Source organism: Nodosilinea sp. LEGE 07088, assembly GCF_015207395.1.
Lineage (GTDB): Bacteria > Cyanobacteriota > Cyanobacteriia > Phormidesmidales > Phormidesmidaceae > Nodosilinea.
Map to the genome: position 1 here is coordinate 1 of NZ_JADEWX010000123.1, position 19228 is coordinate 19228.

Consider the following 19228-nt stretch of genomic DNA (forward strand, 5'->3'; position numbering starts at 1 on the left):
GGCAGTCCGCCAAGAGATCATCCAGCATGTCATCGATGCGGTTTGGTTCTTTCTTCTTGCGTACCATGATGCGGTCTCCTGAGTTATTGGGATTCTAGACCGCTTACACAAAATTCTGATCAGTCTCAAACGGTAGATCTATTTCCGCCTCAGAGTACTAGAATATTTTTCTTTGATCAACTATTTATTGTGTTTACCAACATAAGTCTTGAGCAAGCTTTTGGTAGTCTGGATTACTCAATCTAGTCTTGATAGTAAAATCGCCTTTTGAAAGGTAATATCCTTGAACAAGTTCGACTTTTGCATCAACGATAATATCTTTTAGTGAAATCCTGCTTTCTGCGTCGTAGCCTTCCACTATGACTTTCCAAACAGACCGATTATCTTTTCTGACACCATTAATAGATTTAATGATTTGTTTTGCCATGGAAGCCTCAGCGAGAATGATGTCTCTATCAATTTTTACATATTCAGGCATAAGTTGAATTAGGCGAGATATAGACGAGTTACCTACACCGAAATCGTCTATTGCGAAAGAAACCCCCAGCTTATCTCTCAGATCGCCCATGATATCTGTGAAGTTTTCTATGTATTGTTTTCTTTCTTCCTCACCGAAATATGAGTCTGAAAGCAATGTTTTTTCCGAAATCTCAAGTATCAATTTTCGACCTGATATTTTATTCTGCTGTAAGAGCCTCTCAATATTTTGTCGGTAGCTAGATCTCAGCAAAGTATTAGGATACACATTTATCGTCAACGGATTAACATCTTTTGCTCTTATCTTAAAACCCCCATCCTTAGAATTTGCCTTAGAAACCTGTTCCATAGCTTTGCTATATGCTTTGATGGAATTTTCCAGGCAAACCAAATCAAGCTCTGTTTGGAATTGAACACCCCACAACTCAGCAGTTCTAAATATATTAATTGGTGTTTGCTCGGTTTTTTTGTCTCTTGCCAATGCTTCCCAGCCCCAAACATCAATGCTTTGAGTGATTTCTTCGAAGAAAACTATCGGTTCAAAAAGCATTCGAAGCGTTTTAAGCTCTTCTTTGAAAAAATTAAACCTCTCAATATACATGCGGTCGCCAACATGCCCATATGTTCTTTTTATGAGATCATAAACATCAGCTCTTAGCTCGTTGTTTGATTTGGAGAAGTTTTGAAGCCCCTTAGTCCCTATGAAAATTGCCTTTACAACCAAGCTTAATAAATCATCTAGGATTTCTAGTGTTTTGTCAGATTGTATGATTACCAGAGATACGTTTTCAAGACGTCGATTAGAATTGCTTTCTTCGAATATTTGTATTGGAATGCAAGTCATTCGGTAAAGAATATTCCTCTCTTGAGTGCTTGAATCTAGCTTTACACAAGACGCCTTTGTATCAGTCCAGATTGAGCTGAATCTAGATTTCAGTTCGGCATTTAGCCTGTCAATTAAAACAGATTGAAAAATTTCATTACTCTTCTCTTCATCCAAAACAAAATCAAGGTTTTGCCTGCTGAGATAAACTATGTCTGCTGAGAAAAAAGTCTCTATTGCCTTAAGTGAGCTTTTTTTTGAATCTTTATTAGGGATATTTGCTTCTTGAAGACATTTCAGAAGATCGTCAATGATACTATCATACTTCTCAATTGCACTTGGGAGCCCAACCTGTCTGAAAGATTTTACGTTGTTGGAATCAAATAACGCTTCACTAATTTCACTTTCTAAGGAAGCATTTTCTAAAGCCGAATTTCTATTGATTCTCTCTACTTGAGATCGGATGCCCATGCTGATATCTAAGAGGGCTTCGTCTTCATCATCCCATAAACTTAATGGTCGGTTATCGCTAGGTAGGGTTTTGAGCATACCAAAATCAGTCTTCTTCCAATCAACATGTCTAATAATGATTGGAATGACTATTGACTTTCCTGAATTATGTCTTTCTAGTGCCTTCTTCATTTCGACTTCATAGCAGTAATCAGATGCAAGAAAGTCTGAACTCACCAGCAGTAATATAATTTGAGCCTTTTCTAAATAGTCATCAATTTCATTTGCCCACTCTACTCCAGCCTCAATTTTCCGATGATGCCAGTCTTTAATAGTCCCCTGCCTCTTTAAGACAATCAGGTGTTGTTCCAGCTTTTCCCGATATGACTCGTCCTTCTGAGCGTAAGAATAGAATAAATTCACACCATGCTTCATTATGGAAATATCCTCTCGAGTTGAACCTGGGAAACTGGTTGACTGACAAAAGTTGATTGCCAGTTGATTGTAGATAGCTAGGTGCCCGTCGTAGTTTCGGCAATTGAAGGGATCAAGGGGGAGTAGCGCTCTAAGCTTAGACGCCACTCAAAAGCGCTAACTCTCTAAAAAAACTTCCCCCTCTACAATGCCTCGAATATTTGGCTGGGTCAATCACTACCCTGGGTGCATCGTGACCACCTGACCACTTCAGTGCGGGGAATCATTCTGTTGGCACACGGTTAAACTCCACAAAGGACAGAAGTAGGGTGGTCAGTGCCCACCACCCATCTCACTCCTCCACATCCAACCCCTCCCTCAAAAACTGTCGAAAACTCGACAACTCCCACTGGTACGGGCACCTCGCCGACCCACTCTTCACCGGGTTGTAGTGCAAATAATTCAAATGCCTCACCCAATCGGCCTCATCACGAACTTGGTGTTCCCAAAACCGCCGTTGCCATCCATCGCTTTCTCGCTCCTGCTGCCGCGACAGGCAAACATCCTGGGGCGGTTGATACTTCATTCGTCAAACAGCCTACCCTCAGCGCATGCATCTTCCACCACGCTATGCACTACCGCCGCGCCAAAACCCCAGGGGCAACCTACTTTTTCACCCTCGTCACCTACAACCTATATTTCGCAGCGACGAAACCATAGCCGTAACCGTCCCCTGAGAGGAGTCGAAGAGGATATCTCTGGTGGGTTTTGGCTTCGACTTCGCTCAGCCAGCATAGTTCTAGGGACGCTTACCCATAACCCTACTCCGTCAAGCCTTTCACACCGTCAAAGCCGAGTCTCCCTTCGCAATTGATGCGATCGCCGTCTTGCCCGATCACATCCACAGCATTTGGACTCTCCCCAAAGGGGATGCCGATTTCTCATCTCGATGGAGATGCATTAAAGCCCGATTCAGCCTGCGATGCCCCGAGGTTTACAAACAAAGCCAAGGCTCCTCTCGCCGTCGCAAAGCCCACCACTCGATTCAGTTGCTACATAACCTCAATTCGGGATAACGCCGTCCCCTCCTCTGGAGGGGTGCCCGGAGGGCGGGGTGGGTCAAAACTGCTCCAGAGAGTAATCGGCTCAATACGGTGAAGTTCCGCCGATAGCCTCGATTGACCCACCCCTACCCCTCCCAGGAGGGGACAGCAAGCTTGCTTTAGCAGGAAAATTTCTTATCCCGAACTCAGGTTACATAACAACCCGTTGCTGCCACTTTTAATTAGAAGCTGATCGATCCTCATAACCTGCAAAATCTCTGGGTAGCAGGATATCGACGGTTTCAAACATGCCGAGTGTCAGCAGATCCTTATCACCTGTGACGATGCAGGCTACATCACCCGCGATCCAAATTGGTATTTAATATCAGCTTCATGACACCATCTCAAAGATGTCATCGTCAGTATAGTCAGCCTGCGCCTTTTGCAAAAGCCGCTCCCGCAGCGACCTGAACTGATGCACAAAGACAAACTCTTGCAAAGCCCTCTGCACCAGCCCCTCCGGTGATAGCCCCTCGGTCTCAGTCAGACGATCTACCGCCGCCCTGAGTTCTGGTGTAAGTGGAATTGTGAGACTGTCTTCCATTGCTTAAACCCCACTACAACAAATCTCAATGGCCCATATCAAAGGCTAACCCGAGTATGGCCTCAGTTCCGTTACTCTAATACGACTACTGTTGCTTACTCGCTGCTTCCAATAGACCAACCACCGCCTCCCGCTTTACCGTCGGAAAGCCCTCCAGAAAATCGTCCACCGACTCACCCGCCTTGAGATAGTCAAACAGCGTGGTGATAGGCACTCGGGTACCTGCAAACACAGGCGTTCCACCCATTACCTCAGGTGATGTACTGATGATCGCAGTGTCTTGTGACATTCACCCTTTCCCAGTGCGAGCCTACCCCCTATCGTACCGTCAATGACCTGGGATGGTTCGCAGACCACTAACAGCACACAGCCGAGATACGATAGGGCTTTCTCGAGCATCCTGCAGACAGTTAATAGACCCCATTCAACCCAAAAAACAGCTGTGAACACGACAGCCGCTGCATTAGTCAAACATAAGCAGGCTCAAATCGCAGAACTGTGCCGCCTGAACCAGGTCGCTCGGCTCGACCTCTTTGGCTCCGCCACCCGATCCACCTTCGATGCCCAGACCAGCGATTTTGATTTTCTAGTCGAGTTTGCTACTAATACCCCCGAGGGTGCCGCCGATCGCTTCTTTGGCCTCAAGCAAGGGCTATCTGCTACCCTGGGCCGTCCAGTGGACTTAATTGATCTAAACGCAGCCAAGAATCCCTACTTCTTGCGAGCGATCGCCCCCGATCGCCAGACTATCTATGAACATTGAGGTTCAGCGGTATCTTTACGATATCCAAGCGGCAGGCGAAGCAATTCAAACCTTTGTCGCGGGTCAAACCTTCGACAACTATCGCGCTGATGCCATGCTGCAATCGGCTGTAGAGCGACAGTTCATCACCATTGGAGAAGCCTTGAACCAGGCCATCCGGCGATCGCCCGATCTAGAGCGCCAAATAGTCAAAGCTCGCAAAATCGTAGACTTTCGCAACCTTCTGACCCACAGTTACGGGGCCGTGTCTGACGCTGTGGTCTAGGATATCGTTCAGACCAGCCTTCCCAGGCTTATTAGCGACGTTGACGCGCTAATGGGTGCTGCCGATAGTTAGTACCCATTCGCTTAATCAGAGAGCGCTGTGGACAATTGCTGAATGTAGTAACTCTAGGCCGCGATCGCCCTCTCCTCACCCGCTAACGCTTATGCCTCAAGGCTTAAGACATAAGCAAACTAGATTAACGCCTACTCTGTAGCCGCTTATGAGTTCTCAGTAGCGGCTAACCAGTTCTGCTTGAGCGCAAAACAGTTCGATTTAGCCGATTACGAGTTCTCTATAGCGACAAACCAGTTCTGCCTAATGGCAAAGTAGTTCTCTATAGTCGTTAACCAGTTCTCATACCAAATCCTATCTGTGTACCCCGGTTTGTAGGGGCATTGCAGTGCAATGCCCTTACGAGGTGTCAGATTTGAATTGGGGTTTTGTGGATCGGATTCGGTATCAGTAGAGCTTAACCCATACCCTATCCGCGTTAATACCTAGCCCATACAACGTGCAGCCCAAACCGCCACGACTATTTTTTATTTCTCAAGAGACTAAGCGAAAAACCACAGAGATTCCCTGGCCCCATTTGAAGAGTTCGCGCCCTCTGCATCAAGCTTCTATATCCCCTCAGCCTATCTGGCTGGTTTTGCAACCTGCGGCGTCAACTCTGACCGCAAGTTGATCACCCGGTCAGCTCCTCCAACCTCTTATTCCAACTCCCAAGGAGGGAGTACCATCATGGCTCGTGCAAAACGGACATCTACCACCTTACAAAAAGCAGAGCGCCGCGCTGCCGCTATGGGATCCATCAAACCCAACCTCGACATGGGCAACGGCATGACCCTCGTTTCATTCTGGGCTGATATTGACGATTTGCGCGATCGCCAGAAAAAATACAACGAGCTGCTTTCCACCGTCGATCAGCTCTATAACGAGATGCTAGCCGCCGAAAAAGCCCTGGCCGAAAAGTCCGAAAGGATGCTGAATGCCGTAGCCGTGGTCTATGGCCGCAATAGCTCTGAGTACGAGATGGCCGGTGGCAAGCGGCGGTCTGAGCGGCGGCGGACTAGCCAGCCTGCGCCCGGTCAGCAGTCAGTGGCTTAGGGGCTGAGCCTGGAACTCAATCTATCTGAGGGGCGATCGCATGGCATGGTGCGATCGCCTCTTTCGTTTTGTTCTCTCTGGCTAATGCTGAAACTGGTGGGCGGTGCCCATCCTACGGGATTTCTACAGGCAAATCAGATTTCGTTACCTAGATAAAGCTTAATAGATGAGGCGATAGGGGTATTCCCATTGTTATCGCTGCTTTTTTTTGCCCTTCTTGCGGCTGGCTTTGGCCCCATCGCCAAAGCCAGATTTGCTCGGCAATTTTTGGGAGCCTGACTGGGCCGCAATATCCTTAAATTCAGTGGACTTATCGGACCCAAAAGCCTCTCGCTTTATGGGTAGCCCCAGCTCGGCAGCACTGGGCTTGTGCCGATTGACATAGGCACGAATATTGGCCATGAGCTTTTCTTGCTCAGGGGTGTAGTGAATAGATAGCTCCTCGGGGGTAAAGTCTGACGCCTGCTTGAGCCCAAGATCGACCTGAATCCTGGGCCAGGAGCCCACAAACATTTCATCAACTTTCTTCGCGTTGTAGGCCGCCGCCATTACCGCAGTGGATTCTATAGCTTTGAGCTTGAACAAGGCTAGCACCAGCGCCCCATTGACTGAGATATGGTGATTGTCGTAGTGGCTGAGCTGACGGGTGAGCACCTCTACACAGCGATCGCGCTGGTCGGGAAAGGTTTGGGCAATGTAGGTCAGCCCAGACGACAGCGTAACTTTGCTTTTGTAGTCAATGTCGTCGGCAGACAGCAGTTCATCCAGGGGATCAATCGCTTCGGCCCCGATCAAGCCAAAGACGTCGGGCAGCTCTTCCCAGCACCAGTCAATATCGCGCTGTTGCAAAACTTGAGCCAGCGGTTTAACCGCTTCGGCGGCTCGCAGCTGCCCCAGCGCCCGCCAGGCGTGGATGGGTGCCCACAGAGCGATATCGGGGTCTAATGCGCCTGCTCCAGCGGGTTCATCGTCAAGGTCGTCAGGGTCTTCAAAGAAAAAGCTCCACAGTTGATCATCCTGAGCCATTTGAATGAAGCCTGGGATATGCTCTGCGGTCAGCCCGAGTTCTTGCACGTAGTTAGGCCAGCCTTTTGGGCCAGAGCATTTGCCATCGCCATAGCTCAGGAGACTGTCTAACGGGGCGTCGTAGATGTGGTTCAGTATTTTAGGCCCAGGCATAACGATGCCGGGGATCACGGCTTACAAGCTACATTTATCACCTAGCGAGCGATCGCGCTACCACTAGAACGCCGGTACAGAAACCCGGTTTCTCGGCCAGAATGCCAGTCATGCCGTTAGGGCAGTGACCAAGAAACCGGGTTTTTGGCCATACTGTACCGATGCTCTGGAGGTTAATGCTGCGGGGCTAGAGCTCTACCAGATGGCGCTCTATTTGCCAGATAAGAAGTCTACTCTAGCGCCCCATAGAGCCCGGCAAAATAGGCTGCTCGACGGCCTGACGGTAGATTTCGGTCTCTTCGTTAAAGTCGATGGGCAGCACCGCCACCACATTTTCGTGGGGGCGAGGAATGATCACCCAGGTTTCGAGAATACCGCCGGGAGTGTTTTCTGCTGCCTCTACCCCAGCGGCCATGGCGGCTTTGACTTCGGAGACATCGCCACGAATGTTGATGCAAAAGCGGGCGCTACCGGCGCGAATGTAGCCAATGAGCGTGACACGCCCTGCTTTGACCATCGCATCGGCGGCGGCTAGCACCGGGGGAAACCCTCTGGTTTCGAGCGACCCGACAGCCTGTGGCATGGTTGTACTCCTGAGAAAGCTTTGTAGGTAAAAAATTCAACCTTCATTGTACGGGGCGGTGGTCGCGATCGCGCCGTGTCGATTTATTAAAGACTGTGGGTGGGTTGTAATAGTAGACCTTATACCCGGCAGAGCTTATACCCGAAAGGGTTCTGAGGCGGGGGTAAAGCCAATGGGCAAGATCGCATCGATATTGTCGGTGGGGTTGGGGATGATTACGTGGGTCGTGACCTCGGCTAAGTTGGGGCAGGCGTTAGCAGCCACTAGGCCTGCTTCTACGGCGCGCTTGACCTCAGCGACCAGGCCGCGCACCACCACAAACTGCCGCCCACTCTCGGAACGATCTTGCACCGAAATGGTGACATTTCCCGCCTTTACCATGGCATCGGCGGCGGCCAGCACGGCAGGAAAGGTCTGGGTTTCAATGACGCCAACGGCAATGGCCATGGGGGCTCCTAGGAAATGGCTGCGCTACTCAACTCTCAACTATACCTTGATGCCGCTGGGTTCTCCGGCGGTGGCGATAATGCGATCGCAGCCCGACTCAGGCCTAGCCCAATCGCAGTGGCAATCTTTGGGATCACCCCAACAGAGACTGAGGTATAGCTCGGTGCGCGTAGCCGCCAGTTCAGCCCATTCGCTAGTCGCCGCCAAGGTTTCCACCGCCGCCAGCGTCGTCGGCTGGGGCTGGCTGCCAGCGACCCACAGGCATAGCCCCTCAATTGACTGTCGCCAAAACGCCATCACCGCCTGTCGGGCCGCCACTAGGGCAGCTTTATCCGCCGGGATTGCAATCAGCTGGGGGTGCAGCTCAGGACAGCGAATGCTGCGATCGCCAAACCGACAGGTATGCCACACCAGCCCCGACACCCCGTGCTGGTGCTGATAGGCGTGGATCTGGGCACGAAAGTCTTGAATGGCAAATACTTTGCTGAGCTTATCGGCCCCGATCGCCTTCGAAATTACCGGATTATTCAGGCGATCGGCGGAGGAGAGCACCACCCGCTCGCCCTTCCAGGTGGCACGCAGTTCCTGATCCAGAAACTCCAGGAGTTGTTCGGTGGTGTAGCTCATAGGGCTATCTTATCAACCCAGGTGGGGGAGTTTTGTGCCCAGCTATAGTTTCCCTAGCCGTTCTGTCAAAAGAGCATAGATGCCCTCAGCATTGACGGTTTCCATGACGAGGGCATTGGCCGGAGCAAGCGCAGTGGGGAAAGCATTGGCGACGGTGCGGCCAAGGCAGAGGGTGCCTTCGGTCTCAATCGCTAACCCCATGGGGCGTCCCGTAAATAAATCGGGGCGCAGCAGGTAGGCAATCACGCAGGGATCGTGGAGCGGCGGCGCCTCTAGGCCGTGGCGATCGCAGTCGAGCTGGCCGTAGTAGCGCAGCATACCGGCAGCGGCCTGACCCACCGGGGTGCCTAGCTTTTCTAAAGCGGCGAGGCGAGCGGCCGTGGTGACCACCTGGTGGGTGACATCTAGCCCGATCATGGTGAGGGGCAGCCCAGCCTCGACCACGACCTTAGCCGCGTGGGGATCGACATAGATATTGAACTCGGCGGCAGGGGTAACGTTGCCCGAGCCCAAGGAGCCGCCCATCATCACCACCTGCTCTATCCCCTGGGCAATATCGGGGCATTGGATCAGCGCCACCGCTAGATTGGTCAACGGGCCGAGGGTGGCAAGGGTGATGGGAGCCGCCGCTGTGGTGAGGCGTTCGATCAACCATGGAACGGCGGGCTGAGCTTGCAGTGGCAGGGTAGGTGAGGGCAGCACGGCCCCCTGCAGCCCAGTGCTGCCGTGGATGTCTTCGGCAGTGGTGAGGGGGCGCAGCAGCGGGCGCGGGCAACCCGCATATACCGGCACATCGGTGCGCTGGGCCAGGTGGCAAATGCGGCGGGCATTGGCCTGGGTGAGGGCTAGGGGTACATTACCGGCCACGGTAGTAATACCGAGCAGGTCAAACTCCTGGGGGCTAGCCAAGGCCAGTAAAAGGGCGATCGCATCATCGACCCCTGGGTCGCAGTCAATGATCAACGGTCGAGCAGCCATGGCAAGGGGTCTCTACAGGGGGTGGCACAGCCGATCTAACAGGGGTGGGTGGGGCTATTCTAAAATCTAGGTATCAGGTTCTGTAGCCGCTTTGCTACGAACTCTACTCTTCAGGAGGTTGTTCCTTTGTCTGCTGCGCTGCATCTTAAGACTCTCATGGTATCTGGGCTCAGCCTGCTGCTGGTCACGGGCTGTGCGGGCAGTTCCCTCGAAAAATCCCTGGAGGCCGATCCGCAGCTACAAGATCGCCCCGGGCTGAGCGAAGAAACCCCAGAAAATCCGGAGCCCGAACCGCCTGAAACAACCGATTTGACGGCCTCAACTCCCACATCTAGCAGCACCGAATCAACCAGCCCGCCCCCGCGCGTCAGCAGCACCACGGCGATATTGAACGAGGTACCCGACGATTTGCGGCCCTACGTGCAAGATTGGCTGGCTTTGGAAATGGTTGAACCAGCGGCTAGTCAAAACGCCAATGGCACCGCAACCAAGCCCAAATTGGCACCCAACCAGCCCATCCCTCGGGGCGACTTTGCCCGTTGGCTACTCGCCGCCAACAATAGATTCTATCAGGACGTACCGGCGAAGCGCATTCGTCCCGCCACCGCCAGCACCGAGGCTGCGTTTCAGGATGTGCCTGCCACCCACCCCAACTTTGCGGCCATTCAGGGCCTAGCCGAAGCGGGTATTATTCCCAGTGCTAAAACCGGCAACACCACTGCCGTCAACTTTCGCCCTGATGCCCCGCTCACCCGCGAAACCCTGGTGCTGTGGAAGACCCCGCTGGACTTGCGCACGCCACTGCCCACGACCACAGCTGATGCGGTGACGAGCACGTGGGGCTTTCAGGATGTGGCCAAAATTGAACCCCTGGCTCTGCGGGCCGTACTGGCCGACAGCCAAAACGGTGACTTTGCCAATATTCGCCGCGCCTTTGGCTACACCACCCTCTTTCAGCCCCAGAAGGGCGTCACCCAGGCCGAAGCGATCGCCGCCCTGTGGCGGTTTGGCAACCAAACCGAGGGCGTTTCCGCAGCAGATTTGCTCAAGGCACCTACTTCGTCCTCTGGCTCATCTAGCGCCGGCTCATCTAGCGCGGGGGACTCTGAAAATTCTCTTTGAAAGCAGTTTTAGGCAATGCCGAGATCACCGACCTATGGGGCCAGTCTTCAGCCAGCGACTATTGGCCTCCCAGTAGGGAAAACCCCATGCCGACAAAGGCCAATACCCCCGCCACAATCATGATGACGGCTGGCATAGCCCTGCGGGTTTGCATCCAGCGACGAATGAAAATAATCACTAGGGCAGCCGTGACGCCCATGGCCATGCCAGCACCGCCAGCGACCCCTGCCTGCCAAAGCCACGCCCCCACCAACAGCAGCAGCGCACTCACTAGCCCGCTCACTAGTGAGGCCTGGCTACGGGCTTGGATATAGCCGATCAGACCGCCGATTGCAGAAAGGGCCGCATAGGCGATCGCGTAGAGAGCTCCGGTTGGCATAGTGACCTGGGGACATCAAAACAGTTCCAGGCTAGCGAGGTTTTGATCGCAGCACAAGCCCACCGGCTCACTGACCCCATCCCCAAACACAGTGAGGATGCCAGCTAATCAACCAACATCCTCACCGTCGAACATGCCATGACAAAACCTAGCCGACCTATAGAGCGCCTAGATTAGCCATGCCCAAAATAACGCCGGCCCCTAGCAGGTGACCAAGGCTCGTCGTGCCCAGTACCGCAGGCAGGCCAAAGCCGCCAAAAAGGTTAGGAGAGGGCATCGCTGGCGGTGAGCTGGGGTACTTGATGGTGAACTTACCCAGGGCAATAGCCAAAATATTGCAAACGATCATCACGACGGCCACCTTAGGACTCCAGGTGAGCGTAGTTGGAACTGCGGCCAAAATCGGTAAGAATGCCAATGTACCAGCCTCCGTAAAAATGTATTGAATGGTAACGTCAATTGCCTAGGCCCACTGTTTCATGGAGTCAGGAAATTCTGTCGATAGCCGTTGCAAGACTTTACAATCTACAGTATCGATTCAGGTACCGAGGACAGTCAGCCTTAGAGTGTTCCAACTAAATACCTATCCGGTGTCTCTCCGCGACCGGCCCAGTGAGCCGAGTTCGCGTTCCTGATCGGGATGTTTTTTAGGTGGAATACTCTTAAGACCTTGAGGATGGCTGTGATCTAGGTACGTTGTAGACGGGTCACGACCCTCGTCTAGCGGGTAAGATCCAGTCATGGTTGTGTAGGCGCGATCGCCCTGCGCCTGACGCCTAACTCTTGAGGTAGATAGACCCCATCCTATGGAACGAGGACTGCTATGGTTACCCCTGCTGGGGGTGTTTATTGGTTTAGCTTGGGCAGGCTGGCATGAGTTCCAAAAGGTACAGGCCTACGAAGCCTGGGCCACCGAGTTTGACCGCAGTAAGTACGACATTAAATCGATGTTGGGGCAGCGAGGCGACGATCTGACCTGGGGGCAACCTACTCGTCAGGGGCCCGTCAATCTCGCCCAGCTCTCGCTGACGTCAGTCACCGACTTGAGGCTGGAGATCAACGGCCAAGCTGTCTCGGTAGATGAGACCGCTCCCCAGGCCAAGGGCAACGTGGATCTAGTTTTGGCTACAGCCAGCGGGGAAACCTACCGGATTCCCTTTACAGAAAGCAATTTAGCCCAGCGCTGGGAAAAAGCGTTGCAGGAATCTCTACAGGCGCTAAAATCGGCATCAGCCTGAAGGCAGACCAGAAATAGCGGCAGTTTTGGCCCTCTCGATCCGATCGCACTCGCATTTTGTGGCAAATCTCCAGCTCTGGGCTGACCTCGTCCCCACTGTCAATGCCATGACCCGCGTTTCTTCTCTTTCTCGCGACACCCTCCAGACCCGCCGACAATCGCTGCGCCGTCGTCGGAGAGTTTTGATTATCCAAGTCCTGTGGCGGTTTTGGGCTCTTTCTGGGCTCACAGCCGCTATTTTTTGGGGGGTCACCCGCCCAGTGTGGTTGATTCATACCCCCAGGCAGATCAATGTGACCGGCAACCATTTACTCAGCGATGAGATGGTGCAATCCCTGATGCCGCTGAGCTATCCCCAGCCGCTGATGAAGGTAGAGCCTGAGGTTTTGGCCCGACAACTCCGCGATCGCGGCCCGATTGTTACCGCTACCGTCACCCGACAGCTACTGCCCCCAAGGCTAAATGTGCATGTGCAAGAGCGCGTGCCAGTAGCCATAGTAGAGCCCGGCGATAGTGCCGAGGGCACCCATACCCAGTACCTCCAGGCCGGGTTTCTCGATGCCCATGGAGCCTGGATGCCCTTGAGCAGCTTTGGCTTGGGCAGCGCCTCACCCCAGCTCCCCACCCTAGAAATTCGTGGCATTCAACCTCAATACCAGCGCTACTGGCCACAAATCTACGAGACAATTAGCACGAGTCCAGTGGCCATTAGTGAGCTCAACTGGCACGACCCCAACAACCTCGTGCTAGAAACCGCACTGGGCACCGTTTATCTGGGCCCTTATTCCCCCGCTCTAGGGCAGCAACTGGCCACCCTCGACAAGATGAGAAACCTGCCGAGCCAACTCGCTGCCGCTGAGGTGGCTCGCATCGACCTCAGCAACCCCAATGCTCCCTCCGTCGCTGTGGTTGAGACATCCCCTCCAGATGCCGCAGAATCGCCTACCGATAGCGGCAACTAGCCCTAGTGACAGGGTTACGATCCTAAGTTTCCCCCACCGAAACGATGGTGCTGCTGCTCGGCGTGACCCCCATAGCTCAGATTGAGGCAGGTCCTATCCTGATTCCAGGGGCTAAATCAGGTAGTTTAAGACTTGCCAAGGTGATGTGTTTTTTTCGAGCGAAGTACTCTATAGTTGTCTAGAATTAGCCGGGGCTTAGATTTTTAGGACTTAGGTGCTATCTTCGATTATCTAGTATGAGTAATTAATATTGTCTACAGCCTCCAACGCTATGCTCCCCGATGACCCTCAAGGCAACGGTGCTGGCCACAGCAACGCTGATCATGAGTCTTACTCATCTCACCAAGCTGACACTGTGTCATCCGATATGCGGCCCTCAGCTAATGCTGTAAATGCTTTTGCTAGCCCGTCTAACCCGTTTACCCCTGGCGACGAGCTTAACTCCAGTCAACCCCATAATGCCAACGCTATGCCCGGAGAAACGTACACCAACAACACGGCTTTGCCCAACAGTGTCGCTCGCATTAAGGTTATTGGGGTTGGCGGCGGCGGCTGCAACGCCGTTAATCGCATGATCAGCAGTGGCCTCGCCGGCATTGAGTTCTGGTCGGTTAATACCGATGCTCAGGCGCTTGACAACACCCACATGACCAATAGCCTACACATTGGTCAAAAGCTGACCCGGGGGCTAGGGGCTGGGGGTAACCCGGCCATTGGGCAAAAAGCCGCCGAAGAATCACGGGAAGAAATTGCGGCGGCCCTCGAAGAGTCTGACCTGGTCTTTATCACCGCTGGCATGGGTGGCGGTACGGGTACGGGGGCGGCCCCGATCGTCGCTGAGGTCGCTAAAGAAGCGGGAGCCTTAACCGTCGGCGTCGTCACCCGCCCCTTTACGTTTGAAGGCCGTCGCCGCATGAACCAGGCCGATGAGGGAATTGCCGCCCTTCAGGGTCGAGTGGATACGCTGATAATCATTCCCAATGACAAACTGCTCTCGGTGATTTCAGAGCAAACGCCGGTACAGGAGGCATTTCGTACCGCCGACGATATTCTGCGCCAGGGCGTGCAGGGGATTTCTGACATTATTACCATCCCTGGCCTAGTCAACGTCGATTTTGCCGATGTTCGGGCCGTCATGGCCGATGCCGGAACCGCCCTGATGGGCATTGGCACAGGATCTGGAAAATCGCGGGCCAGGGAAGCCGCGATCGCCGCCATTTCATCGCCTCTGCTAGAGTCGTCCATCGACGGCGCTTCTGGAGCCGTCTTTAACGTCACAGGCGGGGCTGATCTCACCCTTCACGAGGTCAACGCGGCCGCCGAAATTATCTATGAGGGGGTTGACCCCAATGCCAACATTATCTTTGGGGCCGTCATTGACGAACGCATGCAGGGCGAAGTCTGTATTACCGTCATCGCCACTGGCTTTAATAGTCAAGGTGCGGCTCAGCCTGAGTTAGAGGTGGCTCGCGTGACCCCCTTTAAGCGCAGTCTATCGGCCCCACCCATTGCCCCCCCGGCTAGCAGTGGCGGCAGCGGTCTCGGTGCCGGGTTAGATATTCCTGAGTTCTTGCAGCGGCGGCGGCCCAACAACAATCGCTAATGTCCATAGGTGAACGTTCTGCTTGGCCAGTGGCTCTCACCATTGCTGGTTCTGACAGTGGTGGCGGCGCTGGTATTCAGGCTGACTTGCGCACATTTTCGTTTCACTGTGTCCACGGCACCAGTGCCCTGACCTGCGTCACCGCCCAAAATACTCTGGGAGTGACGCGGGTAGATGCGTTGCCGCCCGAGGCCGTTGTGGCCCAGTTCAACGCCGTCGTCGAGGATATTGGTGTACAGGCGATCAAAACCGGGATGCTGCTCAACCAGGGCATTATTGAGGCGGTAGCGACAGCTCTCAGCTCGCTGTCTAACCCCGTGCCCGTAGTGGTAGACCCAGTTATGGTATCGCGTACCGGTGCCCAACTCATTGACGATGATGCCGTCACCTTCTTGACTCGCCGCCTAGTTCCCCAGGCCCAGATTCTCACCCCCAACCGCTATGAAGCCCAGTTACTGAGCGGGTTAGAGATCTCAACCCTAGCCGACATGAAAGCCGCCGCGCGCAAAATTTATGGGCTCGGCCCGGCAGCAGTGCTGGTGAAGGGGGGTGGCATGACCCACGACCTGCGCGGTACCGATGTTTGGTTCGACGGGCAGGAAGCAGCGGTGCTCACGACGTTACCTGTCGATACCCTCCATACCCATGGCACCGGCTGCACGCTATCGGCTGCGATCGCAGCCCATCTAGCCCTGGGCAAAGATCCCCTGACCGCCGTCAGATCTGCCAAAGACTATGTGACTAATGCCCTCAAGCACGCCCTGGCGATCGGTCAAGGTCAAGGCCCCGTTGGTCACTTTTTCCCGCTGCTGACCCGTCAGCCTTAGGATATACCCGGCAACGCTACTGATCAGCGAGATCCGTACCGGGCGATCTACACCGTCATCCATCATTCGAAGACGGTGGCCAAACCGATTCCCAATCAGCGCAATGGCGCTCTTCCTCGGGGCCGTAGGGGTGCATAGCGCACACTAGGGTATTACCCCCGTAAGCCTGACCATAGAAATTGCGGCAGCCGACGCAGGCTGGGTAATTTTGTAGGAGTGGCTCTAGGGTGCTGTTAATAGGCCCTGACGCCTCCTCAAACCACTGATCCAGGCCTGACAATCCTAAGACTAACGGGCTCAGTACCTCATCGAGCTGATCGACGACGTCATCCAATTGAGCATTAAAAGAAACTTGAAACGGCTCTAGCACCTGGTTCAGCTCGCTCACAACGCGATCGATTTCAGGATCTACCGCTGCTTGCACCTGCTCAGCCCACTCATCCGTCACCTGCACCAGCGTCTCTGAAGCGCTAGCTAGCTGCTCAGTCATGCTGTCTAGCCAACGCTCTGTATTGTCGGCCATCTGCTGGGTTAGATCATTGACCGCGCCACTGACAGCATCCAAAAATTGCTTAGACCAGTCATCCATGGGGCTAGCTGCTCGACTTTTGCTTCAGGTTGTCTAGCTCTTGACGCAGCGCGGCGACTTGAGCACGCAGGGTTTCAGTTTGAGCATCGGCCTGACTCGGCGCATCATCATCCAAAATTTCGATTGGCCGAGGGAGTGACTCTGGGGAAACTGCCGCCGCATCCTGGGCACGATTCACCATATCGTTGACCAGACGCTGGGCCTCTTCCGCCGTCATTTCGCCTCGGGCCACCAGCTCGTTGACGATAGCTTGGGTTTGCGATTGCAAATCCTTCAGGGTATCGCCCGCCCTCTCACCAGCGTAGGAGGCGGCTCCGACCCCCAGATAAAAGGCTTTTTTAACTAAATCTCCGAAACCAGCCATAGCCAGCGGCCTCCTCTTATTCGGCATACTGATCTAGCGTATCGACAGCAGCGACTGAATAACCAGGGGGGCAAAGCCGCCCTTATGATAGGGAAACCCGTCACCATCCGACTATGGGCAAATAGATGAGATGGAGCAAGCGGCCAAAACGCAAAAGACCCGGAGTCCACGCCTGTCACAAGCATCCCGTAATGCTGCTACCTTCCGGTCCTGACATGATTTGGGCGTTGAGACCGCATGGGTCCGAGTCACCTCTAGCATAGCACTAACCTCCCATGACCCACCAACGGCTGCAGCAACAAATCGCGTTTGTAGTCGAAATCGACCGCCTCAAGCAGGTCTTACGCCAGACCCAGCTGATGGATGCCTCCCGCCGCGAGAACAGCGCCGAGCATTCCTGGCACCTGGCCATGATGGCGCTAGTGCTGGCCGAGTATGCTCCCCGTGGAGTAGACCTACAGCAGGCAATGCAGCAAGTGCTCATCCACGACCTGGTGGAAATCGATGCTGGGGATACGTTTTGCTACGACGCCGCTGGCCATGACGATAAAGCCGAACGCGAGCGTCAGGCCGCCGATCGCATTTTTGGCCTACTGCCAGCGCCCGAAGGTCTACGACTCCGCCAACTCTGGGACGAGTTTGAAGCCCAAACCACCCCAACTGCTCGCTTTGCGGCATCCCTCGATCGCATTCAGCCGCTGCTGCACAACTGGCAAACCGGCGGCGGCACCTGGAAGCAGCACGGCATCAGCCGCGCCCAGGTGATGACGCGCATGGCCCCTGTAGAGCAGGGTGCCCCCGAATTATGGCCCCTGGTGCTAGATATCATTGATGCCTCGATAACGGCTGGCTACCTCACGGCTTAACTAACTATCGGGGACTTTTATAGCGCTCTGAACCACGAACGACGCACTCCCGCAATCGACGGCACAACCCGCCATTTTTAGTAACAATAGAGACAATGCTTGGCTTACCGGTAAGCGGGCTCCGCTGGATTGCCCAGTTCCCTCTCTCTGCCCTCCCAGCGTTACCTCAGCCCCCCGGCGACATCTAGTCGGGGGTTGGGGGTTCTTTAGGCGCTTCTCTGCTCTATTGTGCTTGTATGACCGCTGAACCGAATTTTGTCCTCGATCTGACGCTGGCGCTGGGATGCTCTGCGATGGGCGGATATATCGCCCACCGACTCAAGCAGCCAGCGCTTTTAGGCTATCTGATGACCGGGCTGATTATCGGCCCCTTTGGCTTGGGGCTACAAACCGATGTCGAGCAAATTCAGGCTCTAGCCGAGGTGGGGATCGCCTTTTTGCTGTTTGCCCTCGGGGTCGAGTTTTCGCTGACGGAACTAAAGCGGGTGCGGGCGATCGCAATCCAGGGCAGCCTGTTGCAAATTGGCCTGACCACCCTGCTGGTGTGTTCAGTCTCGCTACTGTCGGGCACCGCCAACTCCCCCCTGCAAGGCATCTTTCTCGGCCTGGTGCTGTCGCTGTCGTCCACGGCGGTGGTGCTCAAAACCCTCACCGATCGCGGCGAAACCGCCACCGTGCATGGCCAGGTGATGCTGGGCCTGCTGATTTCCCAAGATATTGCCCTGGGCCTGATGCTGGCGGTCTTACCCGTGCTCAACCAGCCCGATGCCCTGGAACTAGCACTGGCTGTAGCGGCACTAAAATTTCTGCTGTTTCTGGCCGGGGCGATCGCCCTGGGCCGCTGGGTGGTGCCCCGCCTGATTCAGCACATTGCTGCCACCGAGAGCAGCGAGCTATTTTTGCTCACGGTCGTGGCCCTCTGCCTCGGCGTCGCCTGGGTGACCTCTAAACTGGGTTTGTCCATTGCCATGGGGGCCTTCGTTGCGGGGCTAATGATTTCTGAAATTGACTCCGCCGACCAGGCTCTGGGCAAAATTCTGCCCCTGCGCGACACCTTTGCCTGCCTGTTTTTTGCCTCCATTGGCATGCTGATCGATCCCGATTTAATCATTCACAACCTGGGCAGAATTTTGGAGCTGGTGGCGCTGATTATGGTGGGCAAAGCGCTGGTTATTTTGCCCATTGTGCTGGGCTTTGGCTATTCACTCAAAACAGCGGTCAAGGCCAGCTTTGGGCTGAATCAAATCGGCGAATTTTCCTTTGTGCTGGCCCTGGTGGGTCTAGAAATGGGGCTGATTACTGAGCAGCGTTACTCGCTGTTGCTGGGCACGATCGCCATTTCCCTCATGCTTACCCCCCTGTGGATTAACCTGGCCCCCCGCGTGGCGGACTGGCTCCACGCGCTGCCAGTGCTCCAAGATTACCTGATCCAGGCGGAGGAACCCACCCTGCTGTCGGTGCCCGAAGACCTGAGCAACCACGTGATTGTGGCGGGCTATGGGCGGGCTGTCTCTTATAC

General features: G+C 54.2%; 23 protein-coding genes and 1 other RNA gene. 10 read left to right on the forward strand and 14 right to left on the reverse strand.

Annotation, left to right across the window (positions count from 1 at the left end; all coding sequences use genetic code 11):
- Window positions 1–193 precede the first annotated feature (193 nt).
- The 4 genes from IQ254_RS21655 to IQ254_RS21670 form a co-directional block, all read right to left on the reverse strand.
- Complete coding sequence (locus IQ254_RS21655) at window positions 194–2185, reverse strand: EAL domain-containing protein (protein ID WP_193968236.1); 1992 nt, start codon at window positions 2183–2185, stop codon at window positions 194–196.
- A gap of 331 nt (window positions 2186–2516) precedes the next feature.
- Entirely contained in the window at window positions 2517–2750 is a 234-nt protein-coding gene (locus IQ254_RS21660) for a hypothetical protein (RefSeq protein ID WP_193968237.1), read from the reverse strand.
- 848 nt (window positions 2751–3598) lie between these two features.
- Complete coding sequence (locus IQ254_RS21665) at window positions 3599–3811, reverse strand: hypothetical protein (RefSeq protein WP_193968238.1); 213 nt, start codon at window positions 3809–3811, stop codon at window positions 3599–3601.
- Window positions 3812–3896: 85 nt separating this feature from the next.
- Window positions 3897–4100, reverse strand: coding sequence for a DUF433 domain-containing protein (locus IQ254_RS21670; protein WP_193968239.1), 204 nt, complete (start codon window positions 4098–4100; stop codon window positions 3897–3899).
- 153 nt (window positions 4101–4253) lie between these two features.
- Between IQ254_RS21670 and IQ254_RS21675 the strand changes: the two genes are divergently transcribed.
- The 3 genes from IQ254_RS21675 to IQ254_RS21685 all read left to right on the forward strand — a co-directional run bounded on the left by IQ254_RS21675 (window position 4254) and on the right by IQ254_RS21685 (window position 5946).
- Window positions 4254–4574, forward strand: coding sequence for a nucleotidyltransferase family protein (locus tag IQ254_RS21675; protein WP_193968240.1), 321 nt, complete (start codon window positions 4254–4256; stop codon window positions 4572–4574).
- A complete protein-coding gene (locus tag IQ254_RS21680) occupies window positions 4564–4839 on the forward strand; it encodes a DUF86 domain-containing protein (RefSeq protein WP_193968241.1) in 276 nt (91 codons plus the stop codon). The genes IQ254_RS21675 and IQ254_RS21680 overlap by 11 nt, the downstream gene beginning before the upstream one ends.
- 741 nt (window positions 4840–5580) lie before the next feature.
- Window positions 5581–5946 (forward strand): hypothetical protein, encoded by a 366-nt coding sequence (locus IQ254_RS21685; RefSeq protein WP_193968242.1) that lies wholly within the window; start codon window positions 5581–5583, stop codon window positions 5944–5946.
- 192 nt (window positions 5947–6138) lie between these two features.
- Here IQ254_RS21685 and IQ254_RS21690 read toward each other — a convergent pair whose 3' ends face one another.
- The 5 genes from IQ254_RS21690 to IQ254_RS21710 all read right to left on the reverse strand — a co-directional run bounded on the left by IQ254_RS21690 (window position 6139) and on the right by IQ254_RS21710 (window position 9760).
- Window positions 6139–7125 carry a hypothetical protein gene (locus tag IQ254_RS21690; protein WP_193968243.1) on the reverse strand — a complete coding sequence of 329 codons (987 nt, stop codon included), beginning with the start codon at window positions 7123–7125 and terminating at the stop codon, window positions 6139–6141.
- 235 nt (window positions 7126–7360) lie between these two features.
- Window positions 7361–7708, reverse strand: a complete 348-nt coding sequence (locus IQ254_RS21695) for a carbon dioxide-concentrating mechanism protein CcmK (RefSeq protein WP_193968244.1) — start codon at window positions 7706–7708, stop codon at window positions 7361–7363.
- A gap of 135 nt (window positions 7709–7843) precedes the next feature.
- On the reverse strand, window positions 7844–8155 hold the full coding sequence (locus IQ254_RS21700; RefSeq protein ID WP_193968245.1) for a BMC domain-containing protein: 312 nt from the start codon (window positions 8153–8155) through the stop codon (window positions 7844–7846).
- Window positions 8156–8194: 39 nt separating this feature from the next.
- Window positions 8195–8782: a hypothetical protein gene (locus tag IQ254_RS21705; protein ID WP_193968246.1), complete on the reverse strand. Its 588-nt coding sequence runs from the start codon at window positions 8780–8782 to the stop codon at window positions 8195–8197.
- 42 nt (window positions 8783–8824) lie between these two features.
- Window positions 8825–9760, reverse strand: coding sequence for a nucleoside hydrolase (locus IQ254_RS21710; RefSeq protein WP_193968247.1), 936 nt, complete (start codon window positions 9758–9760; stop codon window positions 8825–8827).
- Window positions 9761–9886: 126 nt separating this feature from the next.
- Here IQ254_RS21710 and IQ254_RS21715 point away from each other — a divergent pair, with 126 nt between their 5' ends.
- A complete protein-coding gene (locus IQ254_RS21715; RefSeq protein ID WP_228040973.1) occupies window positions 9887–10882 on the forward strand; it encodes an S-layer homology domain-containing protein in 996 nt (331 codons plus the stop codon).
- Between the two features lie 58 nt (window positions 10883–10940).
- On the opposite strand, the gene IQ254_RS21720 is transcribed toward IQ254_RS21715, so the two are convergent.
- The gene (locus IQ254_RS21720) at window positions 10941–11261 is read right to left on the reverse strand and encodes a TMEM14 family protein (RefSeq protein ID WP_193968248.1); all 321 of its coding nucleotides are present in this window, start codon (window positions 11259–11261) and stop codon (window positions 10941–10943) included.
- Window positions 11262–11418: 157 nt separating this feature from the next.
- A complete protein-coding gene (gene psaK / locus IQ254_RS21725) occupies window positions 11419–11679 on the reverse strand; it encodes a photosystem I reaction center subunit PsaK (protein ID WP_193968249.1) in 261 nt (86 codons plus the stop codon).
- Between the two features lie 388 nt (window positions 11680–12067).
- Here psaK and IQ254_RS21730 point away from each other — a divergent pair, with 388 nt between their 5' ends.
- The 4 genes from IQ254_RS21730 to thiD all read left to right on the forward strand — a co-directional run bounded on the left by IQ254_RS21730 (window position 12068) and on the right by thiD (window position 15890).
- A complete protein-coding gene (locus tag IQ254_RS21730; RefSeq protein WP_193968250.1) occupies window positions 12068–12499 on the forward strand; it encodes a hypothetical protein in 432 nt (143 codons plus the stop codon).
- Window positions 12500–12605: 106 nt separating this feature from the next.
- On the forward strand, window positions 12606–13460 hold the full coding sequence (locus IQ254_RS21735; RefSeq protein WP_193968251.1) for a cell division protein FtsQ/DivIB: 855 nt from the start codon (window positions 12606–12608) through the stop codon (window positions 13458–13460).
- A gap of 469 nt (window positions 13461–13929) precedes the next feature.
- Window positions 13930–15063, forward strand: coding sequence for a cell division protein FtsZ (gene ftsZ, locus IQ254_RS21740; protein ID WP_193968258.1), 1134 nt, complete (start codon window positions 13930–13932; stop codon window positions 15061–15063).
- A complete protein-coding gene (gene thiD / locus IQ254_RS21745; protein WP_193968252.1) occupies window positions 15063–15890 on the forward strand; it encodes a bifunctional hydroxymethylpyrimidine kinase/phosphomethylpyrimidine kinase in 828 nt (275 codons plus the stop codon). The genes ftsZ and thiD overlap by 1 nt, the downstream gene beginning before the upstream one ends.
- A 55-nt stretch (window positions 15891–15945) precedes the next feature.
- Here thiD and IQ254_RS21750 read toward each other — a convergent pair whose 3' ends face one another.
- From IQ254_RS21750 to ffs, 3 genes are all read right to left on the reverse strand, one after another.
- Window positions 15946–16479 carry an apolipoprotein A1/A4/E family protein gene (locus tag IQ254_RS21750; RefSeq protein ID WP_193968253.1) on the reverse strand — a complete coding sequence of 178 codons (534 nt, stop codon included), beginning with the start codon at window positions 16477–16479 and terminating at the stop codon, window positions 15946–15948.
- 4 nt (window positions 16480–16483) lie between these two features.
- Complete coding sequence (locus IQ254_RS21755) at window positions 16484–16843, reverse strand: phasin family protein (RefSeq protein WP_193968254.1); 360 nt, start codon at window positions 16841–16843, stop codon at window positions 16484–16486.
- A gap of 153 nt (window positions 16844–16996) precedes the next feature.
- Window positions 16997–17093: signal recognition particle sRNA small type (gene ffs, locus IQ254_RS21760), an RNA gene on the reverse strand.
- Window positions 17094–17118: 25 nt separating this feature from the next.
- Here ffs and IQ254_RS21765 point away from each other — a divergent pair.
- The gene (locus IQ254_RS21765; RefSeq protein WP_193968255.1) at window positions 17119–17709 is read left to right on the forward strand and encodes an HD domain-containing protein; all 591 of its coding nucleotides are present in this window, start codon (window positions 17119–17121) and stop codon (window positions 17707–17709) included.
- 236 nt (window positions 17710–17945) lie between these two features.
- Window positions 17946–19228: cation:proton antiporter (locus tag IQ254_RS21770; protein WP_193968256.1), on the forward strand; the 1283-nt coding region annotated here is incomplete at its 3' end.